This is a genomic window from Pseudomonas sp. RP-B7, assembly GCF_059803535.1.
The window spans coordinates 1-23,823 of the sequence record NZ_JAPFHC010000001.1 but is presented as its reverse complement, the minus strand read 5'-3'; the positions used below and the strand labels follow the sequence as shown (position 1 = coordinate 23,823).

Here is a 23,823-nt window from a genome sequence, read left to right as displayed (position 1 = left end):
TGGAAAACGACCAGCTTTCTTCTGCGCAATGGTTCGAACAGATGGCCCAGGTCACCGAGAACATCGGTCAAGCGAGCTTCGCCGCCACCTTGTTCGAGGCCCTAGGTTGTATCTGGCCGATCCAGGCCACGACGCTGTACCTGTATCCCCACGGCGGCATGCCCAGCGCGTTGTTCGAGTTGGAAGGACCTTGGTTGCCCCAGGGCAATGTGCGTCAGTACCTGTCTGGCTTCTACTTGCTTGATCCGTTTTATGGCGCGTGTGTAGAGGGGGTCGGTTCGGGGTGTTACGACCTTGCGGATGTCGCTCCTGACCACTTCGAACTCAGCGAATACTTCCAGTCGTTCTACCGGCATTCGCACCTGGAGGATGAACTGAACTACATCCTGCAATCGGGCAGCGGGTTGAGCCTGTCAGTGTCATTGGCGTTTACGCAGAAGCTGGACGCGGCCACCACCCAACAATTCAAGCGGATTGCGCCCTGGGTGCTGGCTGTGCTCGGCAAGCATTTTGTCGGCCTGGATGCGCGGGGTGCGCGCTTTGAAAACCTGCTGGAACAGCGCATCCACTCGGCGCTGAACAACTTTGGCTCGTCGATCCTGACCGAGCGCGAATGCCGGATCGCCCAGCTGATCCTGCGTGGCCACTCCACCCGCTCGCTGGCCGAACGGCTGGGCGTCTCGGAAGACACCATCAAGTCCCATCGTAAACACATCTACAGCAAGCTCGATATCGGCGCGCAATCAGAACTCTTTTCGCTGTTCATTGATTCGTTGGCCGAAGCCCAGGGCGTGCTGAGCAAAGACCCCCTTGAAAGTTACATGAACAAGATCCGCTGAGCGGATCTGCGACCCCTTGCGCGACTAATAACAAGAGAGAAAAGCCATGAACTTACCCTTCGAACCGAAACGCCAGACTCAGGACTATCAGAAGTCTGATGCGGCCCACCATATCCACGCGTTTCTAGATCAGAAAGCACTGAATGCTGAAGGCCCGCGAGTCATGGTCCGTGGTGAAGGCCTGTATCTATGGGACAGCGAAGGCAAGCGCTACCTGGATGGCATGTCGGGCCTGTGGTGCACCCAGCTCGGTTATGGTCGCAAAGACCTGACCGCCGCCGCCGCCGCGCAAATGGACCAGTTGGCGTACTACAACATGTTTTTTCACACCACCCACCCGGCGGTGATCGAGCTGTCCGAGCTGCTGTTCAGTCTGCTGCCGGGCCACTACAGCCACGTGATCTACACCAACTCCGGCTCCGAAGCCAACGAGGTGTTGATCCGCACTGTACGCCGCTATTGGCAAGTGGTCGGTCAACCACAGAAAAAGATCATGATCGGCCGTTGGAACGGTTATCACGGCTCCACCCTGGCAGCGTCAGCGCTGGGCGGCATGAAGTTCATGCACGAAATGGGCGGCCTGATTCCGGACGTTGCACATATCGATGAACCTTATTGGTACGCCCAGGGTGGCGAGTTGACCCCGGCTGAGTTTGGCCGTCGTTGCGCCCTGCAACTGGAAGAAAAGATTCTCGAACTGGGCGCCGAAAACGTCGCGGGCTTTATCGCCGAGCCGTTCCAGGGCGCTGGCGGGATGATTTTCCCACCGGAAAGCTACTGGCCGGAAATCCAGCGCATCTGCCGTCAATACGATGTGCTGCTATGCGCCGATGAGGTAATTGGTGGTTTTGGCCGCACGGGCGAGTGGTTTGCCCACGAGTACTTCGGTTTCGAGCCTGACACGCTGTCAATCGCCAAAGGCCTGACATCCGGCTACATACCCATGGGCGGCCTGGTGCTGAGCAAGCGCATCGCGGATGCACTGGTGGAGCGGGGCGGGGTGTTCGCCCACGGCCTGACCTATTCCGGGCATCCGATCGCGGCTGCCGTGGCCCTGGCCAACCTCAAGGCACTTCGCGATGAAGGTATCGTGCGCACGGTGAAGGAAGACACTGGGCCGTACTTGCAGCAGATCCTGCGTGAAGTGTTCGGCAATCACCCGATGATTGGCGAGATCCAGGGCACCGGGTTGCTCGCCGCCTTGCAGTTTGCCGAGGACAAGGGCACACGCAAGCGCTTCGACAACGAAAACGATCTGGCCTGGCAGTGCCGCACGTTTGGGTTTGAAGAAGGCGTGATCATTCGCTCGACACTCGGTCGCATGATCATGGCGCCGGCCCTGGTGGCAACGCGCGCGGAGCTGGACGAGTTGGTAGAGAAGACCCATATCGCGGTCGATCGCACCGCACGGATCGCGGGAAAGCTGTGAAGTGAGCTGTTCACCCTCTCAGGTTGAGGGGGTGGATGAAATCGCCACATCGCCCTGCGTGCGCATGGGCACTTCACTCTAAAACGGAAAACGGCATCGATCTCATCGAATGCCGCGGCGCCCTGCATTCCAATTTCCAGGAGTCAGCAATGAATACAATAAAAAACGTGGCCGACACTACCCCTCATCACACGTCCTCAACACGCAGGTTCCGACAACCTCTGGGACTGGTCGGGCTGGTGCTCTTCGGCCTGGCATACATGGTCCCGCTGGCGGTGTTCACCACCTATGGGCTGGTCACCCAGATGACCAAGGGTCATCTGCCCACAGCCTACCTGCTGACCCTGGCGGCCATGCTACTGACCGCCTACAGCTATGGACGCATGGTCCAGGCGCATCCTTATTCAGGGTCGGTCTACACCTACGCGCGCAAGGCCTTTGGCGCGTATTTCGGCTTCATCGCCGGATGGACCTTGTTGCTGGACTACATCTTTTTGCCGCTGCTCAGTTATTTGCTGATCGGCATTTACATGTCCGAGTACTTTCCTGGCGTGCCCACCGCCGCATGGGTACTCGGCTCCATCGCCCTGGTGACAGTGCTGAACCTGGTCGGTATCGAGTCGATCACCCGGGTCAACTGGGTGCTGATCGTTGCCCAACTGGTGTTCATTGTGGTGTTTGTGGCGCTGTCGATTCACAACCTGAGCGGGCAATCCGAACCGGTTTCGTTGCTCGGGCCGTTCCACCATGAAGGCTTCAGCATGCCGTTGATCATGAGCGGCGCCGCGATACTCTGCCTGTCCTTTCTGGGTTTTGATGCGGTGTCGACCATGGCCGAGGAAACGCCCAACCCGCGTCGTACGATCCCACTCGCCATCATGGTGGTGTCGCTGCTGGGTGGACTGTTGTTTCTCGTGGTTTCGTATTTCGCCCAATTGGTTTTCCCGGAATGGGGTAGTTTCGCCGACCCGGATTCGGCGTCCGTGGACGTGATGCGTCGCGTCGGTGGCGAACTGTTGGTGACCGGATTCACTGCAACCTATGTCGCGGGTTGTTTTGCCTCGGCAATGGTCTCCCAAGCCAGTGTCTCGCACGTGTTGTTCGCCATGGGGCGGGACGGCGCACTGCCTCGCGTGCTCGGCAAGCTGGTCTCGAAAAAACGCGTACCGGCCTCCGCGATCATGCTGGTCAGCCTGTTTTCGCTGATAGCCCTGTTCATCACCCTGGACACCGTCGCCAACATGATCAGCTTCGGTGCACTGTTCGCCTTCTCGGCGGTGAACCTGGCGGTGATTAAGCACTACCTGGTCGACCAGAAGCTGCGTGGCTCGCGCAACTACCTGATGTATGCAGCGCTGCCAGCCCTGGGGTTCCTCAGCACCATTTGGCTGTGGACCAGCCTGTCCAGCATGTCCTTCACAATCGGCTTGTGCTGGATGGGGTTGGGGCTTGTTTGTTTGCTGGGTGTCACGCGTGGGTTCCGACTGAAGATGCCGGAATTGCAAATCGCGGAATGAAACACGTCATCTATTTCGGAGTACACCATGCTCGACCTTAACTACTGGCAACAGCGCGTTGCCCGTCAAATGTTCATCGACAAAGCCCTGATCGACGGGAAGCCAGTGGCCTCGGTATCCGGGGCGACCTTCGATGCCATCAACCCCGCGACTAACCAGTTGCTTGCGCGTGTCGCCGCGTGCGGTAGCGAGGAGGTCAATCTGGCCGTGCGCTCCGCTCGCCGCGCCTTTGAGACTGGCTCTTGGCGGCGTATGGCCCCTCGGGAGCGCAAGAAAGTCCTGATCAAGCTCGCCGAATTGCTGATGACTCACCGCGAAGAGCTGGCCTTGCTCGATTCGCTGAACATGGGCAAGCCGGTGATGGACGCCTACAACGTGGATGTCCCCGGCGCCGCGCATGTTTTCGCCTGGTACGGCGAAGCCCTCGACAAGGTTTACGATCAAGTCGCGCCCACCGCCCGCAACGCGTTGGCCACCATCACCCGCGAGGCCTTGGGGGTGATTGCTGCGGTGGTGCCGTGGAATTTCCCACTGGATATGGCGGCCTGGAAGTTGGCGCCTGCGCTGGCAGCCGGCAACAGCGTGGTGCTCAAGCCGGCTGAGCAATCGCCGTTCTCGGCCTTGCGCCTGGCCCAACTGGCCCTGGAAGCCGGTATCCCGGAAGGCGTGCTGAATGTGGTGCCTGGCCTGGGCGAAAGCGCCGGCAAGGCCTTGGGATTGCATCCCGACGTGGATTGCCTGGTGTTCACCGGCTCCACTCAGGTTGGCAAGTACTTCATGCAGTACTCGGCTCAGTCCAACCTCAAACAGGTCTGGCTGGAGTGTGGCGGCAAGAGCCCGAACCTGGTGTTCGACGACTGCCAGGATCTGGACCTGGCTGCGGAGAAGGCCGCCTTTGGCATTTTCTTCAACCAGGGCGAGGTGTGTTCGGCCAACTCCCGTCTGTACGTGCAGCGCTCAATTCACGACGAATTTGTCGAACGTCTGGTCAGTAAATCGCGCGCCTGGATGCCCGGTGATCCCCTGGACCCCGGCAGTGCTGCTGGCGCTATTGTCGACAGTGAGCAAACCGCTCGCATCATGAAGGCCATCGGTCAGGCGCGCGCTGAAGGGGCCACGCTTGTGTCGGGTGGTGAGCAGTTGATCATCAATGGCGTTTCAAACTTCATTCAGCCGACTATTTTTGGCAATGTGACCGGCAACATGCGTATTTCTCGGGAGGAAGTGTTTGGTCCGGTCCTGGCGATCAGTGCTTTTGACACGGAAGAAGAGGCGGTGCAGCAAGCCAATGACAGCATCTACGGCCTGGCGGCCTCGGTATGGAGCGATGACCTCAATCGTGCCCATCGTGTGGCGCGCGCTCTGAATGCCGGTACGGTGTCTGTCAACACCATCGACGCGTTGGATGTCTCGGTTCCATTTGGTGGTGGTAAGCAATCGGGGTTCGGCCGCGATCTGTCGCTGCATTCCTTTGATAAGTACACGCAGCTGAAAACCACATGGTTTCAGTTACGTTGAATCAAAATGCGAGGCGCGGCGAGAAAACCTACAGCATCCCCGAAACTGACGGCCTAGGCCTGGTGGTCACACCCACCGGTGGCAAATCGTGGCATCTGCGCTACTACTGGCTCGGTAAGCAAAAGTGCATCTCCTTGGGCACCTATCCTGAGATTGGTCTGCGTGAAGCACGCACCTTGCGTGATGAAGCCCGGGCTCTCCTCGCGAAGGGTATCAATACCCATGCTGACCGCAAATATAAGTGACGCGCTGCGGCTGTGAACAACATCACTGGGCAAGTGAGCAGGCAAGTAAGCTAGGCTGCTCGCACGACAGGCCGTCGGTATTCGACGGCCTGAAAACAAAGGCGCTATCAATGTCGAAGAATTTGCTGTTGGGCTGGACCCATTCCTTGTGCGTGCTTGCTGCCTTGAGCGGCGCGGCCACCATGGCAGTTGCTGCCCCGCCTGAAAAAACCGCTACGGCGGCATCGGACACGCAATCGGTGTCCCTGGCAGGCGGCAAGCTGAAGTTCGTGCTGAAAGGCATCGAGGCCCGTACCTTGAACAGCGAGAACGGCGGCACGATGTACTTCGATCCGAAAAGTGAGCGGGCCATCATCGTTACTGAAGGTCCGGCGCTGACTGCGGGCACCACCCCGGACGCTGCGTTTCGCCTTGCCGTGGATACCTTGAAGGAAAAGCAGCGGGCCGCGTCACCCAACTTTCGCATGACTAGCGAGAAGACCATTCAGGTGAACGGCTTGAAGATGTACCGCCTGGACGGCACCGACGATTTCAACGGCCTGAAACTACTGGTGGCCTCGTTGATGACGATGAACGATCAGAAGATCACCATCATCGAAGTGATGTCCAGCGTAAACGACCCGGCCAGCCATACCGCTGCGTTGAAAAACATTCTGGGCAAGTAAACCGCAGGTTTCCGGATAGTAGGCTGTCGGCTCCCGACGGTCTGTCCACCACAAGGAGCCCGCACGATCTCGTGCGCAAAGCTTACCCAACTCGGTTTCGTGCTCCCCGACCCGCCCGCCCCGGACGGCGACTATGTACCCGACGTAGTGCGCCGCGGGATGGTCTACGTCAGTGATCAGCTGTTGCGCGAAGGCAATCTCACGATCACCGGTCCGGTTACATCCGCCACCTCACAGAACAGCTTTGCCTGCACGCGCTGATCGGATTTCTGGTTCTAAAGGGAAGCTCCACGATTTGACTAGAGCACACTTACGCTATAGCTCCGATGCGAAGCTACATTCTGAACTGCGGACAGCCCCGTCGTACTTCTTGTTGAGTTGTCGCAGCGTGTGATGAATAGGGTGCTTATCCAAGGTTTCAAGGTCAATACATCCACTATTACGATCGGCAAAGCATTTGATTCTTCCACATTGAAGACTCCTTAGTCAGACAATAGGAATTGATGCATGCCTCGTTTCCCACTCCATCTCCTAATTCCTTGCGCTGCATCCTCAATCTGAGGTCACGTGCGCAGCGTTTTGCCGCAACTGATCTAAATAGTCAGCCCATTGTTGAGCCGCCTCCCGGCGTTGCACTAGTAATTGCGCGCGGGCATACACAGCCCCCAACGCACCTGGCATCCGGTGGGATAAGGAGAGTTCGAGCACGATTGGATCGATACCTAAGTGCTCATGGGCAATGGTCCGGTAGGTCGCGCGAAAGCCGTGAGCAGTGATGTCGTACTCAGGCCAGATACGCTGAAAGGACTTGAGCATGGAGGTCGGATTGATGGGGCGCCCTGGATAGACCGGCGAGACAAACACCCAGCCTTTGCCTTCTTCATCCACCACGCGGGTTTTATGTAGCTCGCGCAACAGGACCAGAGCTTGTTCGGGTAACGGCACGATGTGCTTGCTCTTGTCCAGGTGCTTGGTCTTGCTCACTACGTAACGCCAATCGGCGCCGACCAAGTCGACATCTTCCCAGCGCATCTGCACCAGTTCGCCTGGTCGGACCGGCAACATGACCAGCAGGCGCATTGCGGCGGCAACGCTGCCGTCGTTGCAGTCATCAAGGCGCATAAGAAACCTGCCCAGGTCGGCTGGCCTTTCGATTGCCGGGTTGCTGGTCACGACATGGCGGATCTTCAACTCCTCAACGTTGCTAAGCGCCACATTACGTTCCACCCATCCGCGCCCCTCGGCAAAGCCCAGGACGGCACGGATGATAGTACGCACGCGCCGGGCCATGGCCATGGTGCGCCGGCGGCGCAACTCGTTGATGATCGTAGTGATGTGCTCCAACTTGATCTCGCTGATCGGTTTTTTGCCAATGGCAGGCAAGATGTGGTTGTTCAGCGCTCCGGTAAATCCCGAGATGGATTTTGTCACCAATTCGGCAGACTTGAATGCCAACCATTGCTCGGCCACGTACGCGAAGGTGCGCTCTTCATTGAGCAACTGTGCCTCGATCTTGGCAGTCTTGGCCTTGAGTGGAGCGATGTGGTTAGCCACGTCGCGGCGTGCGCCGCGGGCAATGTCGCGCGCCTCCTTGAGACCAATGTCGGGGTAAGCGCCGATGGAGAAGCGGTTTTCCTTGCCATGCAGCCGATACTTCAATCGCCAAACCTTGGAAGGGGGTTTGCCGACCTTGCTCGACGCCCTTACTTCCAAGTAGAGCCCAGGGACTTCGCCATCGGCGTGTTTGCCGGGCTCGGTCAGCGAGCGGATCAACGCATCGCTGAGTTTTCGTTTGAAAACAACCGCATTGTCTGGGGGCATCGGTGGGGGCATCCTTTTTAAGGAACCGAAATTTGCCCCCAATTATGCCCCCACGGGCTCTGGAATCCACTGGATTTAGACGGATGGCAGTAGACTTAAGTTATCAATAACTTGTTGTTATAAAACGTTTTTATGGAATTTAGTGGAATTCCATTACAGACTATCGGGGTCCCCAAAAAACATCTGAATCCGCGACCGCAACCACCGCTCCCCGGGATCATTATCCTGCGACCCACGCCACGCCATATGCAGTTCAAACGAGCGCACCGGCAACGGCGGCTCCTCGGCGCGAAGGCCGCCGGCGGCGGTCAGTGCTTCGGCGGCATAGTCCGGCACGATGGCGACAATATCGGTGCCCGCCAGCAAGGTGCCCAGGCCGTTGAACTGCGGAACGGCCAGCACTACGTGGCGTTTGCGGTCGAGTTTTTCCAGTTCTTCGTCGATAAATCCGCTCAAGTCTCCCGCAAATGACACCAGGGCGTGGGGGCGGGCGCAGAAGTCGTCGAGGCTCAGGGCGCCGGGGACGCTGTCGGCGCGCAGCAGTTTGGGCAGGCTGCGGCGCAGGACTTTGCGTTTGGCGTTGGCCGGCAGGTCGGCGGTGTAGCTGACGCCGATGGAGATTTCGCCGGAGGCCAGCAAGCTGGGCATCAGGATGTAGTTGACGCGGCGCACCACCAGCACGATGCCGGGGGCTTCGGCGCGCAGGCGTTTGAGCAGTTGCGGGAGCAGGGCGAATTCGACGTCATCGGACAGGCCAATGCGAAATACCGCGGTGCTGGTCGCCGGGTCGAACTCGGCGGCACGGCTGACGGCGGTGGAGATCGAGTCCAGGGCCGGGGAGAGCAGGGCGAAGATTTCCACGGCGCGTGCGGACGGTTCCATGCTGCGGCCGGTACGCACGAACAGTGGGTCATCGAACAAACCGCGCAGGCGTGACAAGGCCGCGCTGATGGCGGGCTGGCCGAGGAACAGTTTCTCGGCCGCGCGGGTCACACTGCGCTCGTGCATCAAGGTTTCGAATACGATCAAGAGGTTAAGGTCGACACGACGCAGGTCGTTACGGTTCATCTTGTGTCCTGGAAAAGTCAGCGAGCTTGACGAGAGCGGCCATAAAAGAACCCCCTGGATTCGATTAAGAAGCATGACCGGCATGAATCTTACGGGGAAAGGCTGGTACTCTGCACCGGCTAATTGAGTTTTCCTACGTTAGCCGGGGTCTTTTCCTCGGGAGCGGAATCAATGACAGGCATGTCGACTATTAATGGTGACCTGTGGTCTTACCGGGAAAGCCCAGATAGAGTTCATGGCATTAGAGGTTACTTTGACGAGGTTTGCGATGTCCCGCACGATCCGTTTTCACAAGTTTGGTCCGGCCGAGGTGCTCAAGTGCGAAGAGCATGTAGCCGCGCAGCCCGCACCGGGCGAAGTGCAGGTGCGTGTCGAAGCGATCGGCATCAGTTGGTACGACATTCTGTGGCGCCAGAACCTGGCGTCTTCCCATGCGCGCCTGCCATCCGGCCTTGGCCATGAGATGGCCGGGGTGGTCGTGGCCCTGGGTGAAGGCGTGGATGATTTGGCTGTGGGCGATAAAGTCGCCAGTTTTCCGGCCGAGAGCCCCAATGATTATCCGGTGTATGGCGAAGTGATCGTCCTGCCCCGTTCGGCCCTGACCCGCTATCCGGATGTGTTGAGCCCCATTCAAGCCAGCGTGCATTACACGCCGCTGTTGATTGCCTACTTTGCATATGTGGACCTGGCGCGGGTCAAGCCCGGCCAGTTTGCCTTGGTGACCGACGCGAGTCACTGCGCCGGCCCATCGTTCGTGCAACTGGGCAAGGCCTTGGGGGTACGGGTGATTGCGGCCACCAAGGACAGCGCCGAGCGTGAATACTTGCTGTCCCTGGGGGCGGAAAAGGTCATCGTCACTGAAGAGCAGGACTTGCTCATGCAGATCAACAAGTTCACCGACAACCGCGGCGTCGATGTGGTGTTTGATGGCTTGGGTGGCCCGCAGATGTCGTTGCTCGGCGATGTGTTGGCGCCGCGTGGCAGCCTGGTGCTGTATGGTTTGCAGGGTGGCAACCAGACGCCATTCCCCGCATGTGCAGCGTTCCAGAAAAACATTCAGTTTTTTGTGCACTGCATCGGCAATTTCACCGGCAAGCCGGAACTGGGCATCATCCAGGACCAAGTGGCATTGCAGCGTGCATTACGCGACATCAACCAACTGACCGCCGATCGCGTGCTGGTACCGCTGAAAACCACGGTGTTTGCGTTCAGCCAGTTTGTCGAAGCACACCGCTATATGGACGAATGTCCGTGCCGCGAGCGCGTCGCATTGCAGGTTGAAGCTGTTTGATCTGTAGGAGTATTCGCAAATGCGTGTCCAATGCATCCGAACGGATGGGGCGAATGCGCCATTTGACAGGGCTTAACCCGCGGCACGGTTAAGTCCGCTCAAGCACGCCGACCCCGCATTTAATACCTTTGCCCCTGACGCCGCGCTGAATTTCAGTGCGGCGTTGTCGTGTGGGCGCAAACAAAGTTTCGCCGGTTGTTGATCTGAACTGGTTTTCGGCACTTTTCTGTATCTGTTAATCAGTATTCGACTGCAGATAATTGTGCCTTCACTGTCATCTCAAGGATTGAGCAATGATTGAATGTCTGACATTACCGTCCCATGCCTCTAGCACTAAGAGGTTGTTTATATGTTCGCGCAAACGAAAAGCGCAAGCGTCAGAAAGTACTGATCAATAGCCGCTGAATTCACGGTTTTGCTTGATTGTTACTTGTCGGACGCTTCTCTGACTTTCTGGATAAAGCAGCGTAGGAAGTTGTCGGAATATTCCTAGGTTGTACGGCGGCACCGCTCTAGCCCCTGTGGTTCTGCCGCCTGTGAAGGGGTTGGGCACCCGGCAGGCGAATAAGTGCACACAGTGCTTTTGTTGCGAGGTGCTAACGTTGATCCAGCGTAGTACAGAGCGATACACATCCAGCCTATAGGTGTAATGGGTCGGGCAACTAATCTTGATAGTTGCCTGAAACTGATATTTCAACTCGGGTAGTAGAATTATGAGCGCAATTCACGAGCAGGCCATGAACTATGTTTATCAACAAGTTCTACAACGTTTGATCGGGCACTTCACACGCGCCGAACGCACCGCACTTCAATTACTGATTCAACGCATAGTCGTCGCGGCCGGTGGCATGGAGCAGGTGGGTGATTACAAAGTGCTGATAGCCCATGGCGGCGGCGAAGTCAGCAGCTACACGCTGGCGTTGCTAAGGGCGGCGCAACTGTCCATCGCCGGGCGCGCACCCAAGACTTTCCAGTTGCGCGTGGCGACCTTGCGACACGCAGGAATGACCCAGGCCACCCTCGACACGCTGCACCAAGGGTATAGCGCGCTGTTTTTCCATGACGACCCCCGCGTCGAATTATTGATGGTGGAAAACCAGGAGGTGTACCCCTTCAACCACCAGCGCCCTGCGTCGAGCAGCGGTCGCGAAACCAGCCAGCGCACGACGCTGATGGTGGGGCACCTGACGTCCGGTGATCTGCGCGCCACGTTGTGCAATGACACCTTCCTGTCCCTGGGCGATTTCTTTCAGCGGGTCACAACCTGGAACGGTGGCGTGCATGCCGTGGTCAGTGGCGATTCGGCGCGCAAGCAGAGCCAGTACCTGGCCTGGCTGAAAAAGCACGCACTGATAGCCGGAGTGGGGATTTCGCGAGGTAAACCGATGTCGCTCAGTGGGCTATTTGCACGCATGGAGGAGTGGAGCGTCGGCTGTTACCGCGACCTCTATGGCGATCAATACGTGCCGGGCGAAAGCCCTGGTCGTGGCGGGCATCGTCACTTGGCCTACATTGGGATTGCCGACCTACTGACCGACGTAGACCCCGGCTCCGCGCCGTTGCTCACGGAGTTCCTGGCCTATAAGCCAGACCCGTTCGGCTTCCACTTCAGCCATCCGGTGTATCCGAACCCGCTGCTGATGGCCCATCTGTACGGCTTGCAGGCCCAGTGTCTGCGCGAGCTGTCCTACGAGGATGGCGTCGAAAGCTTTATTCGCCAGGCGTACGGCTACATGAGTCGCCGGCAGATTCCCGAATACCTGATCGCAGAGGCCAGCAGCCCGGATGGCCGTGCGTTGTCGACCGTTCATGCGCAGGCGGTTTTTGGCCTGGATGAGAGCCAGTTGACCTGCTTGCTCTACTCGCCCTTCATCCACCACGGCCAGCGCCTTGAGGGTTACCTGCGCCAATGCCACCCCGGGATGCTGGTTGCGCTCCCGGAACTGCATAAGGTGCTGCAAGGCAAGGTGTCCTCCGACGTGCTGCAACAGTGGGCTGTCGACACCAGCGGGCTGCCGCTGCCGTTACTCCAGGCGTTGTACCGCCGGCGGCCCGGAGAGGTGGAACGTAGCATGCTTGCGCGCGGCCGCGAGGCCTCGGGTTCGGCTGTCGCCACACCAGGCTGCGCCTTTCAAATGTCCGGGCGCTAGCGGCATGGGTGGGTGTAGTTGCCCTGGTGGGTGGTCATGAACCTGCGGGGTGAGCGGCAAGCGGAATTTGCCTATCAGGCGGTGTACCGCTACATGATCAGCCTGATCAATGAAGTCGGCCTGGAGACCCCGGTCAAACTACCGTCACTGCGGCAGTTGTCGACGCGCTTGAACGTGTCGATCTCGACGATTCAGTACGCCTATTCGCTGCTGGAAAAGGAAGGGCGGGTCTACTCGGTGGCCAAGTCCGGTTACTTCGCCTGGCCAGTGACCAGCAACCCGTTGATGGCTCCCGGTGGCGACCTGCTGGAAAGGCTCTATGCCGCGGCACGACGCCCGCGCATGGCCGTACTCAGTGGCGACGAACCTGCGTTGCTGGGCGCACTGGATGGCACCTTGCTGACGCTCGAGCGCCAGTTGATACGCCGTTATCCGCGCCACCTGCAACCCTGGTCGCAACCCTGCGGCGTGTGGGAGTTGCGGGCGGCACTGGCGGCGCGCTACACCTCATCGCCCACGCGCTGCTGGCAAGCCGACGAGGTGTACATCGGCGCCGACCTGCGTGGCGTGCTGGAAATCCTGATCGATGTGCTGGGCCTCAAAGGGACTACGTTGATTGTCGAATCGCCCTGCGACTGGTTGATTCTGCGTTTGCTGCAGGCCGCCGGTGTGCGGGTGATCGAGTTGCCCTGGAAGGCCGATGGCAGCCTCGACCTGATGAGCTTCGAGCACTTGTTGCGCCATGAGCCGGTGCAGCTGGTACTGCTGTCATCCGTGGTCAGCCTGCCGTCGGGCGTGGCCATGTCGGTGCAAGAGCGGCTGCACGTGGCGCATCTGCTCGAGCAGCACGGCTGCTGGCTGCTGGAAAACGACAGCTACGGCGACTTGGCGTTTGCCGCTGGCCAGCCGGCGCTGCGTGATATGGTCAACCCGGAGCGGCTGATCGTCTTTTCTTCGTTCGACAAAACCCTGGGGGCGGAAGCACCGTTCGGCTATCTGCTGTCGCGGCACTTGAGCAGCGAATTGCAGCGTCAGTTCCTGCTGCGCGCCTTTCGTTTGTCGTCGATCCGACAGCGTGCCATCGCCCGCCTGTACCAGAGCGGGCGGTTTGACCAACACTTGCAGACCCTGCGCCAGCGCCTGCAGGAGCAAGCCGAGGCCATGAGCCAGCGTGTGGACGCGCGCCTGGAGGGGCGGGTGACCTACCAGCCGCCACGCGCGGGCGCCAGTCTATGGCTGCAGTCGGTGGCCACGGTAGACATGCGCCAGGTGTTCCAGCGCATGGTTGCCCAGCAAGTAGTAATTGCCCCGGGCGAGCTGTTCAGCCTGGCTGGCCTGCACCACCAGCATGTGCGCCTGAGCCATGTATTCAATGGGCATCCGAACCTGGACGTGGCCTTGGACGCATTGGCGCTGGCATTCCAGCAGGCGCAGATTGGCTGAGTTAGGGAGTGTTAGAAAATTCTCCTTCTGCTGTGGGATCGATACCATCGCGTCGTAGTCCAACTCTCAGTAAACTGTCATTTTTTCCGAATCCTTCTTTCCGAGGTTTATGCATGACAATCAGTCCTTTTGCGGGCAAGCCGGCGCCAGCCCAGTTGCTGGTGGATATCCCGCGACTGGTCACGGCCTATTACACGGGCCAGCCTGATGCAGCGATCTCCACCCAACGCGTCGCCTTCGGCACCTCCGGGCACCGGGGCAGCTCGTTCGAACTGAGCTTCAACGAATGGCACGTACTCGCCATCAGCCAGGCCATTTGCCTGTACCGTGAAGCCCAAGGTATCAACGGCCCGCTGTTTGTTGGCCTGGACACCCATGCGCTGTCCACGCCTGCCGGCGCCAGTGCGCTGGAAGTGCTTGCCGCCAACGGCGTACACGTGATGCTGGCCGAGGGTGATGAATACACGCCAACCCCGGCGATTTCCCACGCGATCATCTGCTACAACCGCGGCCGCACCAGTGGTCTGGCGGACGGCATCGTCATCACGCCGTCCCACAACCCGCCGCAAAGTGGCGGCTACAAGTACAACCCGCCGAATGGTGGCCCGGCCGATACCCACGTCACCAAGTGGATTGAAGCCAAGGCCAACGAGTTGCTGGCCAACAAGCTCGCCGGGGTCAAGCGTATCAGCCACGCCCAGGCGCTCAAGGCCGACACCACCCATCGCCATGACTACCTCAACAGCTACGTGGCCGACCTGATCAACGTCATCGACATGGACGCTATCCGCAGCGCCGGCCTGCGCCTGGGCGTAGACCCACTGGGCGGAGCAGGGGTGCGCTACTGGTCGGCGATTGCCGAGCACTACCGCCTGAACCTGGATGTGGTGAACACCGAAGTCGATTCGACGTTCCGCTTCATGAGCGTCGACTGGGATGGCCAGATCCGCATGGACCCGTCCTCCAGCTACGCGATGCAAGGCCTGATCGGCCTTAAGGAGCGTTTCGACGTGGCGTTCGCCTGCGATCCGGACCACGATCGCCACGGCATTGTCACCCCGTCCGGTGGCCTGCTGGCACCGAACAACTACCTGGCCGTGTCCATCGACTACCTGTTCCAGAACCGTCCCGACTGGCGCGCCGATGCGGCCGTGGGCAAGACCGTGGTCAGCAGCGGCTTGATCGACCGCGTCGCCGCACGTATTGGCCGGCGCCTGTACGAGGTCCCGGTGGGCTTCAAGTGGTTCGCTGATGGTTTGTTCGACGGTTCGCTGGGCTTTGGCGGTGAAGAAAGCGCCGGCGCGTCGTTCCTGCGCAAAGACGGCAGCGTCTGGAGCACCGACAAGGACGGCTTGATCCCGGCGCTGTTGGCAGCAGAGATGACCTCGCGCAAAGGCCAGGACCCAAGCCAGATCTACCGTGGCCTGACCGAAGCCCTGGGTGAGCCGTTCGCGATCCGCGTCGACGCCAAGGCCACCCCGGCGCAGAAGGCATTGCTAGGCAAGTTGTCGCCGGAGCAGGTGACGTCCACCCAACTGGCCGGGGAAGGCATCCAGCAGATCCTCAGCCATGCGCCGGGCAACAACCAGGCGATCGGAGGCCTGAAAGTGATGACCGAAAACGGCTGGTTTGCCGCACGGCCATCGGGCACCGAGGACATCTACAAGATCTACGCCGAGAGTTTTATCGGCGAAGATCACCTCAAGTTGTTGGTGGAAGAAGCCCAGGTCCTCGTAGACGGCGCCATTTCCCAGTAACACCGCAAAACCAGTGTGGGAGGGGGCAGGCCTCTCCCACATTTAGCCCCCTCCAGACGTCGAAGGCGGTCAAGCCAGGTCGACGAGAACGATCTCGCTATCCTCGATGGCAGTCACCCGCAACACCGACTCATCCTCAACCGCAACACCATCCCGAGCGTGTGCGCGCAAGCCGTTGACGTCTACGGCTCCGGTGGCCGGTACCAGGTACGCCCGGCGCCCATTGTCGAGCCGATACTCGGCGCTTTCCCCAGCCTTCAAGTTCGCCGCGACCAGCCGTGCGTCCGCACGAATACGCAGGCTTTCGCTGTCGCCCGTTTTACCGCTGGCCAGGGTCACAAAGCCTTCGCGGTCACCTTTAGGAAACGGCTTGGCCCCCCACGACGGCGGCAAGCCGCTTTCATTCGGGATAATCCAGATCTGAAAGATCTTGGTCGGCGTGGCTTCCAGGTTGTATTCACTGTGGGCGATCCCGGTGCCGGCGCTCATCACTTGCACATCGCCAGCCTCGGTACGGCCTTTGTTGCCCAGGTTATCGGCATGGCTGATGGCGCCTTCGCGCACATAAGTGATGATTTCCATGTCGCGATGGGGGTGCTGCGGGAAGCCGGTGCCGGGGGCGATGATGTCGTCGTTCCACACCCGCAGGTTGCCCCAGTGCATACGCGCAGGGTCGTGGTATTCGGCAAAGGAAAAGTGGTGATGGGCGTCAAGCCAGCCATGGTGGGCGCCGCCCAGCGTGTTGAAAGGTCGAAGTTCAAGCATGATCGTCTCCTGTGGATAGCGCCTATGATCCGGCAGTACATGATCGATAAAAAGCGTAAAAAGTGCCTGATTCCTATCGACTTACTAGATTGATAAACAGGGTTTTGACTTTCACTTCATCGCCTAACTGCATGACAGCAAAGCAATTGGCTGGAACTGAACGCCGATTCCGGCGACCATGGCGCATTCGCCAAAACCAACCTCATCGCTGGAGTCCGCGTGCCGCAACACACCCCTGATTTGCCCCCAGAGCTACGCCCACTGGCAGACATGCCGTTGTTCAAGCGCCTGGCGGCGCGCCTGTTTGGCCACGGACTCACGCGCCTGCGCGCCCAGCACCGGTTTTCCTGGCTGCATGGGCAGGCCGATGGCTTTCGCAGTGGGCACGAGGCAGGCGTGGAGTATGGCTACCGCGAGGGCAAGGCCGACGGCATCGAGGAGGGCCGGCAAGTCCTGCTGATCCGTGACTTTCGCCCCGATGAACACCGTGCACCGGGTGTCGACGACAACCTGTTCGATGATTGGCGCCTGCCGCTGACCGCCGACCTGAAAAAACGCATCAAGGCTGACGTGGCGCGCCTGCTGCCGGCGCATGCCCAGCCCAGTGCCGCGCAGTGGAAGATGATCTTCAGCGACACACCTTCGACGTCGGTGATCGCGGGTGCCGGTGCGGGTAAATCCACCTCGCTGGTGCTGCGTATCCTGCTGTTGACCCATTACCTGGGCTTTGAACTCAGTTCGATGACCGTGGTGACCTTCACCCGCGAATCGCGCAGAGACTTCATCCACAAGCTCATGGAAATTCTCAACCTGTGGGGCCAACCCCTTGGCTTCAAAGAGGCCCAGGCGGTGGTACGCACCTTCCATTCGCGCATCCTGCCGATGGTGCGCAGCTTGCCGGGTTTCGAGCGCCTGCAGGCCTTCGAGAACCTGAGTTCGGGTGCTGAAGAGGCTGACAGCAACCCGTTCGACCTGCGTATCAACGACGCCCAGCGTCAGCAAATGAACGCCTGCTATCACCGTTTACACGGCCAGCATGCGCGGTTCCGCGAGCTGATCGCGCCGCTGGCCCGGCATGGGCTGCAGCTCAAGGAGCTGGAGCGCGAGCATCCCGACGTGCAAAAGCGCGTGGCAGTGACCGAGTTGGCGGCCAAACGCGACGAAGAACTCTGCGATGTGATCGAAGACCTGTGGTTCCGCGCAGGGGCCTGGCCGATCAAGGGCATTGAGCCGAGCCGGCAGACCGTGGAGATCAATGGCGCGAAATTCCATTGCCATGGCTACATCGCGGAGCTGGATGCGTGGGTGGTGCTGGGCTTCGATTCGCGGGAAAACGCCCAGGTCAGTCGGCCCAATTCGAAACTTTCGGTGCGCGCCGAGTGGGCGGTAAAGCGCACCCTGTTTCAAGCTTTCTGCCGTAAACCACTGATATGGCTTGATAATTACGATTCATCAAAACGACTGTTAAGCAGCCTGGCCGGTGATGCCAGCGCGGGGCCGGGCTTTGATTACAAGGTCAAGGGCGAGCTGGCTTCGGCGCCGCTGTTGGACTGTTTCGTCATGGCGGCCGGTTTTATCGAGAACCTCGGGTTGGATGTGCCCACGGCCGTGGGCCAGATGAGCTTTGCCAAGGACGACCCGGACCGCTTTTTCTTCGAGGCGCTGAGTATTTTCTGGAAGGCCCTGGAAGACCACTTGCTCGACCAGTCGCCGCCGATCATGACCTACAACCGCATGTTCTCGCTGTTTGGCGAAAATACCCCGGAAAACCTCAAGCTGCTCAGCGATCCGTTGCTGCGGCCGCTATCCCACCTGATGATCGACGAATTTCAGGACGTCTCGCCGCAGATCGTCTCGTGGATCCGCGCCAGCCTGCGCGAGATCCGCAGTCGCGGTCCGGCCATGCACGTCGGGCGCGGCGCCCAGCGTTCATCGCTGCTGTGCGTGGGGGATGACTGGCAGTCGATCTATGGTTGGCGCGGCAGTTCGCCCAAGTATTTCATGCAGTTCAACCAGGAATTCCCATCCCCGGCCACCACTCGCGTGATGCTGGCGGAGAACTACCGCAGTCACCAGCACATCATCGACGCGGCGGAGCATATCGTGCGCGCTGCGCCGGCGATTCCCGGCAAAAAGGCCAAGGCCAGCGGAGCGCCCAAGCCGTTGGTGCCGGTCAAGGTGCTGGAGCGCGACGAAGCCGCACTGGGGCAGCAGCTGTTGATGCACTATCAAAACGGCGAAACAGTGTTAATGCTTTATCGAAAAAGTAGCGATAAGTTACTGATTCAAGAGCATATTCAGTCTGTAGTTAATCTAGATTCTAGCTTGCCTCCCCAGGCGCGCAGGCTTAAGCAGCTGACCTATCACAGTGCCAAGGGCCTACAGGCAGACGCGGTATTTCTGCTGGGCGATTGCCAACATGTCACCAGCTCGCCCTACAAGAATCAGGTGTATCGCATGGCGGGGCTGGGCAAGGACGGTGACAGCGAGCCGTATGACACTGCGCAAAAGGACGAGGTGCTGCGCCTGGCCTATGTCGGCATTACCCGCGCCGTCAGCCATTGCTATTGGTATGTGGAAAAGCCCGAAGGCCAGGCGGTGAATGTGCCCAAGGCGTCAGAGCGGGTAGATGGCAAGAAAGCCTTCTTCGACGACCAACGCGGTTAGCCGGCGAATGCAACATCCCCCCCTGTGGGAGCGGGCTTGCTCCCACACAAGCCTGTTCCACCTTCGAACGGTGTTGTCTGTCAGCGCGTATTCAAGCCCGTAAAGACAGCGGCGGCACAAACGACGCCAACTCATCCTCCACCGCTTCGATAATCCGCTCCACGTCGGCCGCATTCATCACCGTGGCGCAAGGGATGCCCGCGATGGCAATCAACGTCTCGCCACTCGCTCGGTCAAACAGGCGGGCGACCATGCTGCCGGGCGCGTCCATGCTGCCCTCGAAGCCCATCGGATGGAAATGCCAGCGCATCAGCTGGCAGGCGTTGGGGAATGTCACTTTGTTCATATTGCCCACCTTGTTCATTGAGCGCTTCCTTTTGCTCGCGGCAGGGACCATGACCGTCAGTGGTCGTGGCATCGGAGAAGTTAAAAATAGCATCCGTTCGTAAACACAACGTGACTTTTTTCGCCCCGTTTGGCGGTTGTTTTCCTACCTTTTGATATGGGTCACGTCTTACAACAAGGTAGTCAAAAGGCCATTATTCCGGTATTCCATCTGGCCATTGTCGCACGCTGCAAAATTCGGCAATCTCCACGCTTTACCCGCCGCAGAGCCTTCCATGCCAAACATCGCCCCAGACGATGATAGCCAGCACACCCAAGCCACCTGCGACGTCGTGCTGCGCCACAGCCTGTGTTGGCGGCGTCGCGACCTTGATGGGGTGATGTCCTACTACCACCCGCAGATCCAGTACCACGATTTTTTCCAGAACCGTGTGGTCGGTTACGCCGAGCTGCGTGAGTACCTGCAAGCCAGCATGCCCCGTGAGGCGGACGAGGCGATTGAGCACACCGACCGCATCCGCGCTGATGGCAACACTGCGTTCATCCAATATCGCATCACCTTGCGCGGCGGCCAGGGCCTGGTGTCGTTTCGCACCAGCGAAGCGATCACCGTGCGCGACGGGCTGATCTGGCGGGTCAACGAATACGCCTCCCTGGTGCACGAACAGCCGACCCAGACCCTGCGTCCCACGGTCAGCCGCCTGGGCCTGTCACCGCAGCAATTGGGGCATATGGCCAATGACTTGCAGCAGTACTTCGAACGCAAGCAGCCTTATCTGGACCCCGAATTGGACCTGCAACGGGTTTCCAAGGAATGCGGCTACAGCCGTAATCAGATTTCCTACCTGCTTAATCAAGTGCTCGGCCAGAGCTTCTACCGCTACGTGAACCAGGCCAGGCTGCAACATTTGCTCGCCGCGCTGGAGCACGCCACGCCGCCGATCAAGGTCGATGACCTGGCGTTCGCCGCCGGTTTCAATTCGTTGTCGGCGTTCTACAGTGCGTTCCGTCAGCACACCGGGCAGTCGCCCAAGGCTTACGTCAAACAAATTTCCCTGCGTGCACGCGCGCAAGACATTCAGTAACACCGCGCTCTAGGATCGACCCTATCGAAACGAGGTAGGGGAAGTGGGCATGCCAGCATGGCGCAATATCAGTTTATGGATGGGCCAGTTGGACGACCCGTTGGTGGCGCGGCCGTCCCTGGAGCATGACCTCGACGTCAACGTGGCCATTATCGGCGCCGGTTACACCGGGTTGTGGACCGCCTATTACCTGAAGCGCCAGGCCCCCGAGCTGAACATCGCCATCATCGAGGCACAAACCGCCGGTTTCGGCGCGTCGGGCCGTAATGGTGGCTGGCTGATGGGCAACCTGCTCGGCGAAGATCGCCTGCTGGCCGACGTGCCGCCCGAACAGCGCCGCGCCTCGTTCGACCTGTTGCACGGCATCCCCGATGAAGTTGCGCAGGTCCTGGGCCGTGAAGGCATCGACTGCGACTACCGCAAGGGCGGCGCGCTGTACTGCGCCGCGCGTTATCCCGAGCAGGAAGGCAGCCTGCGCCGCTACCTGGACAAACTCTACGCCCAGGGCCTGACCGAAGCGGATTACCGCTGGCTGGCCCCGCAACAACTGGCCCAACAGATCCGCATCGCCAAGCCCTATGGCGGTATCTATGCGCCCCACGTCGCGACGATCAACCCGGCCAAGCTGGTGCGCGGCCTCGCGCGGGTGGTCGAAAGCATGGGCGTGAAGATCTACGAAAACACCCCGGCCACCCACTGGCAATCCGGCCGCGTGCGCACGCCCAAGGCGAGCATCCGCGCCGCCTGGGTGGTGCCGGCTGTGGAAGGCTATGCCAACACCTTGGCGCCCCTGGGCCGGTATCAATTGCCGGTGCAAAGCCTGATCGTCGCCACTGAGCCGCTGCCTGCCAGCACCTGGGATGAGATCGGCCTGAGCCACGGCCAGGCGTTCGGTGAAAGCAGCCGCCAGGTCACCTACGGCCAACGCACGGCCGACAATCGCCTGGTGTTTGGCGCCCGTGGCGGTTATCAGTTCGCCGGCAAACTGCGGCATGACTTCGATTTGACCGACAGTGAAGTCGAGCTGCGTCGCTACCTGTTCGGTGAGCTTTTCCCACAGCTCAAGCACGTACGGATTACCCATTCGTGGGGTGGCAACCTGGGCATGGCGCGCAACTTCCGCCCGCACATGCTGTGCGACCACCAGACCGGCATCGCGCTGTCCGGCGGTTATGGCGGGGAGGGCGTCGGCGCCAGCAACCTGGGCGGGCGCACCCTGGCCGACCTGATCCTCGGCCAGGCCACGCCGCTGACCAGGCAACCCTGGGTAATCCGCGAACGTGGCCTGGACGCGCTCAAGGCCTGGGAGCCCGAACCGTGCCGCTGGTTGGGCTACAACGCGATCATTCGCAGTTTTGTCCATGAGGACCAAGTGTTGGCAGACCCCAACAGCGCCCCTTGGCGCCGCAAGTTGGCGACCGGCGTGGCCGAGTTCATGGAAGGTTTCATGCACTAAGTCGTTTCACTCACACGGGAGAACCCATGAGCATCACTCAATTCAAAGACACGCTGAACGCCCACCTGCCGGACTCGTCACCCGTGGCCGTGCCCCTCGGCGGACCGATCGCCGTGGCATCGACCCTGAGCGTGGAGCGCAGCGACGGCGTCGAGACCGGTATCTGGGAATGCACCCCGGGTCGCTGGCGCCGGCAGATCAGATCCCAGGAGTTTTGCCATTTCATCCAGGGCCGCTGCACCTTCACCCCCGACTCCGGTGAAACCGTCCACATACAAGCCGGTGATGCACTGATGTTGCCGGCCAACAGCACCGGCATCTGGGACATCCAGGAAACCGTGCGCAAGACCTACGTATTGATTCTGTAACGCTTTGATCCTTGATCGCCTGCCATAAAAACAGCCCTAAAACCGCCAGGAAATCGAACCATGAAAGCCATTGCCCTGTTGCCCTTGATGTTGCTGGCCTCCGCCAGCCAGGCCGCCGAGACGGTGAAGATCTACAACTGGTCCAGCTACATTGCGCCGGACACCACCAAGAACTTCCAGAAGCAGACCGGTATCGGTTTCAGCTACGACGTGTACGACAGCAACGAAACCCTTGATGGCAAGCTGATGACCGGCAACTCGGGGTATGACGTGGTGTTTCCGTCCAACCACTTCATGGCACGGCAGATCCAGGGCGGTGCCTTGAAAAAGCTCGACAAGAGCCAGTTGCCCAACTGGAAAAACCTCAACCCGGTGCTGCTCAAGGCCCTGGAAAACAACGACCCGGGCAACGCCCATGGTTTCCCGTACCTGTGGGGCAGTACGGGCATCGGCTACAACATCGACAAGGTCAAGGCGGTGCTGGGTGACAACGCCCCGGTGGATTCCTGGGACTTGATCTTCAAGCCCGAGTACATGGAAAAACTCAGCAAATGCGGGGTGGCAATCCTGGATAACGGCCCGGAATTGCTGCCGATTGCCCTCAACTACCTGAAGCTGCCACCCCACAGCAAAAATCCCGAGGACTACAAAAAAGCCGAAGCGCTGCTGATGAAAGTGCGGCCGTATGTGGCGTACTTCCACTCCTCGAAATACACCGGCGACCTGGCCAATGGCGACATCTGCGTGGCCGTCGGCTTCTCCGGCGACGTGTTGCAAGCGGAAAGCCGCGCCACGGAAGCCAAAAATGGCGTGAAGATCGGCTATCAGATTCCCAAGGAAGGCGCCGCGATCTGGTTCGACATGGTGGCCATGCCCGCCGACGCGCCGGATGAAAAGGCCGGGTATGCGTTCATGAATTACCTGCTGGAGCCCAAGGTGATGGCCGACATCACCAACTCGGTGCACTACGCCAACGGCAACAGCGCGGCGGACGGCCTGGTGGCGCCCGAGATCAAGGCCGACACCAAGATCTATCCGAGCGAAGAAATGATGGGCAAGTTGTTTGCGCTGGAGGCGATGCCGCTGAATATCGACCGGATTCGCACGCGGGTGTGGAACACCATCCGCACGGGTCGTTAAACACCGGCCGCCCCTCTATGTGCGGGCTTCTGTGGGAGCGGGCTTGCTCGCTCCACAGTTGATCGGAGTTGCTGGGCTGTCAGCGCTCGGCTGGAGATCGCCCAGGCACTGCTAATCCCCTGTGGGAGCTGTCGAGCTTTAGCGAGGCTGCGAAGGCGGCGGCACTGCTGGTGGAGATGTTGCCTGAACCACCGCTTTCGCGGGCAAGCCCGCTCCCACAGGTGATGGGTGTTGATGGATAGTGAGTGTTCGGC

The 23,823-nt window shown here is 59.8% G+C and carries 18 protein-coding genes and 1 pseudogene; 15 read left to right on the top strand and 4 right to left on the bottom strand.

What is annotated here, in order from left to right:
• The first annotated feature begins 41 nt into the window (after window positions 1–41).
• From OPU96_RS00095 to OPU96_RS00070, 6 genes and pseudogenes are all read left to right on the top strand, one after another.
• Complete coding sequence (locus OPU96_RS00095) at window positions 42–839, top strand: helix-turn-helix domain-containing protein (RefSeq protein WP_267864045.1); 798 nt, start codon at window positions 42–44, stop codon at window positions 837–839.
• Between the two features lie 46 nt (window positions 840–885).
• Entirely contained in the window at window positions 886–2,268 is a 1,383-nt protein-coding gene (locus OPU96_RS00090; protein WP_267864031.1) for an aspartate aminotransferase family protein, read from the top strand.
• Between the two features lie 149 nt (window positions 2,269–2,417).
• Window positions 2,418–3,785: an APC family permease gene (locus OPU96_RS00085; RefSeq protein ID WP_498558459.1), complete on the top strand. Its 1,368-nt coding sequence runs from the start codon at window positions 2,418–2,420 to the stop codon at window positions 3,783–3,785.
• A 27-nt stretch (window positions 3,786–3,812) separates the two neighbouring features.
• Window positions 3,813–5,303: an aldehyde dehydrogenase gene (locus OPU96_RS00080; RefSeq protein WP_267864033.1), complete on the top strand. Its 1,491-nt coding sequence runs from the start codon at window positions 3,813–3,815 to the stop codon at window positions 5,301–5,303.
• Window positions 5,285–5,545, top strand: a pseudogene (locus OPU96_RS00075) (Arm DNA-binding domain-containing protein); the annotation flags it as partial. The gene OPU96_RS00080 and the pseudogene OPU96_RS00075, both read left to right, overlap by 19 nt.
• Window positions 5,546–5,658: 113 nt before the next feature.
• Complete coding sequence (locus tag OPU96_RS00070) at window positions 5,659–6,213, top strand: DcrB/PsbP domain-containing protein (RefSeq protein WP_267864034.1); 555 nt, start codon at window positions 5,659–5,661, stop codon at window positions 6,211–6,213.
• Window positions 6,214–6,765: 552 nt separating this feature from the next.
• Here OPU96_RS00070 and OPU96_RS00065 read toward each other — a convergent pair.
• Both OPU96_RS00065 and OPU96_RS00060 read right to left on the bottom strand, forming a co-directional pair.
• On the bottom strand, window positions 6,766–8,034 hold the full coding sequence (locus OPU96_RS00065; RefSeq protein WP_267864035.1) for a tyrosine-type recombinase/integrase: 1,269 nt from the start codon (window positions 8,032–8,034) through the stop codon (window positions 6,766–6,768).
• A 153-nt stretch (window positions 8,035–8,187) separates the two neighbouring features.
• Complete coding sequence (locus OPU96_RS00060; protein WP_463984795.1) at window positions 8,188–9,102, bottom strand: LysR family transcriptional regulator; 915 nt, start codon at window positions 9,100–9,102, stop codon at window positions 8,188–8,190.
• Between the two features lie 268 nt (window positions 9,103–9,370).
• Here OPU96_RS00060 and OPU96_RS00055 point away from each other — a divergent pair, with 268 nt between their 5' ends.
• The 4 genes from OPU96_RS00055 (at window position 9,371) to pgm (ending at window position 15,743) form a co-directional block, all read left to right on the top strand.
• On the top strand, window positions 9,371–10,393 hold the full coding sequence (locus tag OPU96_RS00055) for a zinc-dependent alcohol dehydrogenase family protein (RefSeq protein ID WP_192300956.1): 1,023 nt from the start codon (window positions 9,371–9,373) through the stop codon (window positions 10,391–10,393).
• 713 nt (window positions 10,394–11,106) lie between these two features.
• Window positions 11,107–12,543, top strand: coding sequence for a hypothetical protein (locus OPU96_RS00050; protein ID WP_226457078.1), 1,437 nt, complete (start codon window positions 11,107–11,109; stop codon window positions 12,541–12,543).
• Between the two features lie 36 nt (window positions 12,544–12,579).
• Window positions 12,580–13,986: an aminotransferase-like domain-containing protein gene (locus OPU96_RS00045; RefSeq protein WP_498558458.1), complete on the top strand. Its 1,407-nt coding sequence runs from the start codon at window positions 12,580–12,582 to the stop codon at window positions 13,984–13,986.
• 113 nt (window positions 13,987–14,099) lie between these two features.
• Window positions 14,100–15,743, top strand: a complete 1,644-nt coding sequence (pgm, locus tag OPU96_RS00040; RefSeq protein WP_226457079.1) for a phosphoglucomutase (alpha-D-glucose-1,6-bisphosphate-dependent) — start codon at window positions 14,100–14,102, stop codon at window positions 15,741–15,743.
• Window positions 15,744–15,812: 69 nt separating this feature from the next.
• On the opposite strand, the gene OPU96_RS00035 is transcribed toward pgm, so the two are convergent.
• On the bottom strand, window positions 15,813–16,508 hold the full coding sequence (locus tag OPU96_RS00035) for a pirin family protein (RefSeq protein ID WP_226457080.1): 696 nt from the start codon (window positions 16,506–16,508) through the stop codon (window positions 15,813–15,815).
• A gap of 219 nt (window positions 16,509–16,727) precedes the next feature.
• Here OPU96_RS00035 and OPU96_RS00030 point away from each other — a divergent pair, with 219 nt between their 5' ends.
• Window positions 16,728–19,175, top strand: coding sequence for a UvrD-helicase domain-containing protein (locus tag OPU96_RS00030; RefSeq protein WP_498558457.1), 2,448 nt, complete (start codon window positions 16,728–16,730; stop codon window positions 19,173–19,175).
• 91 nt (window positions 19,176–19,266) lie between these two features.
• Here OPU96_RS00030 and OPU96_RS00025 read toward each other — a convergent pair whose 3' ends face one another.
• Window positions 19,267–19,539, bottom strand: a complete 273-nt coding sequence (locus OPU96_RS00025) for a DUF1652 domain-containing protein (protein ID WP_003174017.1) — start codon at window positions 19,537–19,539, stop codon at window positions 19,267–19,269.
• A gap of 256 nt (window positions 19,540–19,795) precedes the next feature.
• On the opposite strand from OPU96_RS00025, the gene OPU96_RS00020 reads away from it, so the two are divergent.
• Genes OPU96_RS00020 through OPU96_RS00005 form a run of 4 tightly spaced genes read left to right on the top strand, consistent with a single transcriptional unit; the run spans window position 19,796 to window position 23,569 of the window.
• On the top strand, window positions 19,796–20,605 hold the full coding sequence (locus tag OPU96_RS00020; protein ID WP_192300950.1) for a helix-turn-helix transcriptional regulator: 810 nt from the start codon (window positions 19,796–19,798) through the stop codon (window positions 20,603–20,605).
• A gap of 49 nt (window positions 20,606–20,654) precedes the next feature.
• Entirely contained in the window at window positions 20,655–22,061 is a 1,407-nt protein-coding gene (locus tag OPU96_RS00015; protein ID WP_498558456.1) for an NAD(P)/FAD-dependent oxidoreductase, read from the top strand.
• A gap of 26 nt (window positions 22,062–22,087) precedes the next feature.
• Window positions 22,088–22,429 (top strand): cupin domain-containing protein, encoded by a 342-nt coding sequence (locus tag OPU96_RS00010; RefSeq protein WP_498558455.1) that lies wholly within the window; start codon window positions 22,088–22,090, stop codon window positions 22,427–22,429.
• Between the two features lie 60 nt (window positions 22,430–22,489).
• The gene (locus OPU96_RS00005; protein ID WP_498558454.1) at window positions 22,490–23,569 is read left to right on the top strand and encodes a polyamine ABC transporter substrate-binding protein; all 1,080 of its coding nucleotides are present in this window, start codon (window positions 22,490–22,492) and stop codon (window positions 23,567–23,569) included.
• Window positions 23,570–23,823: the final 254 nt, after the last annotated feature.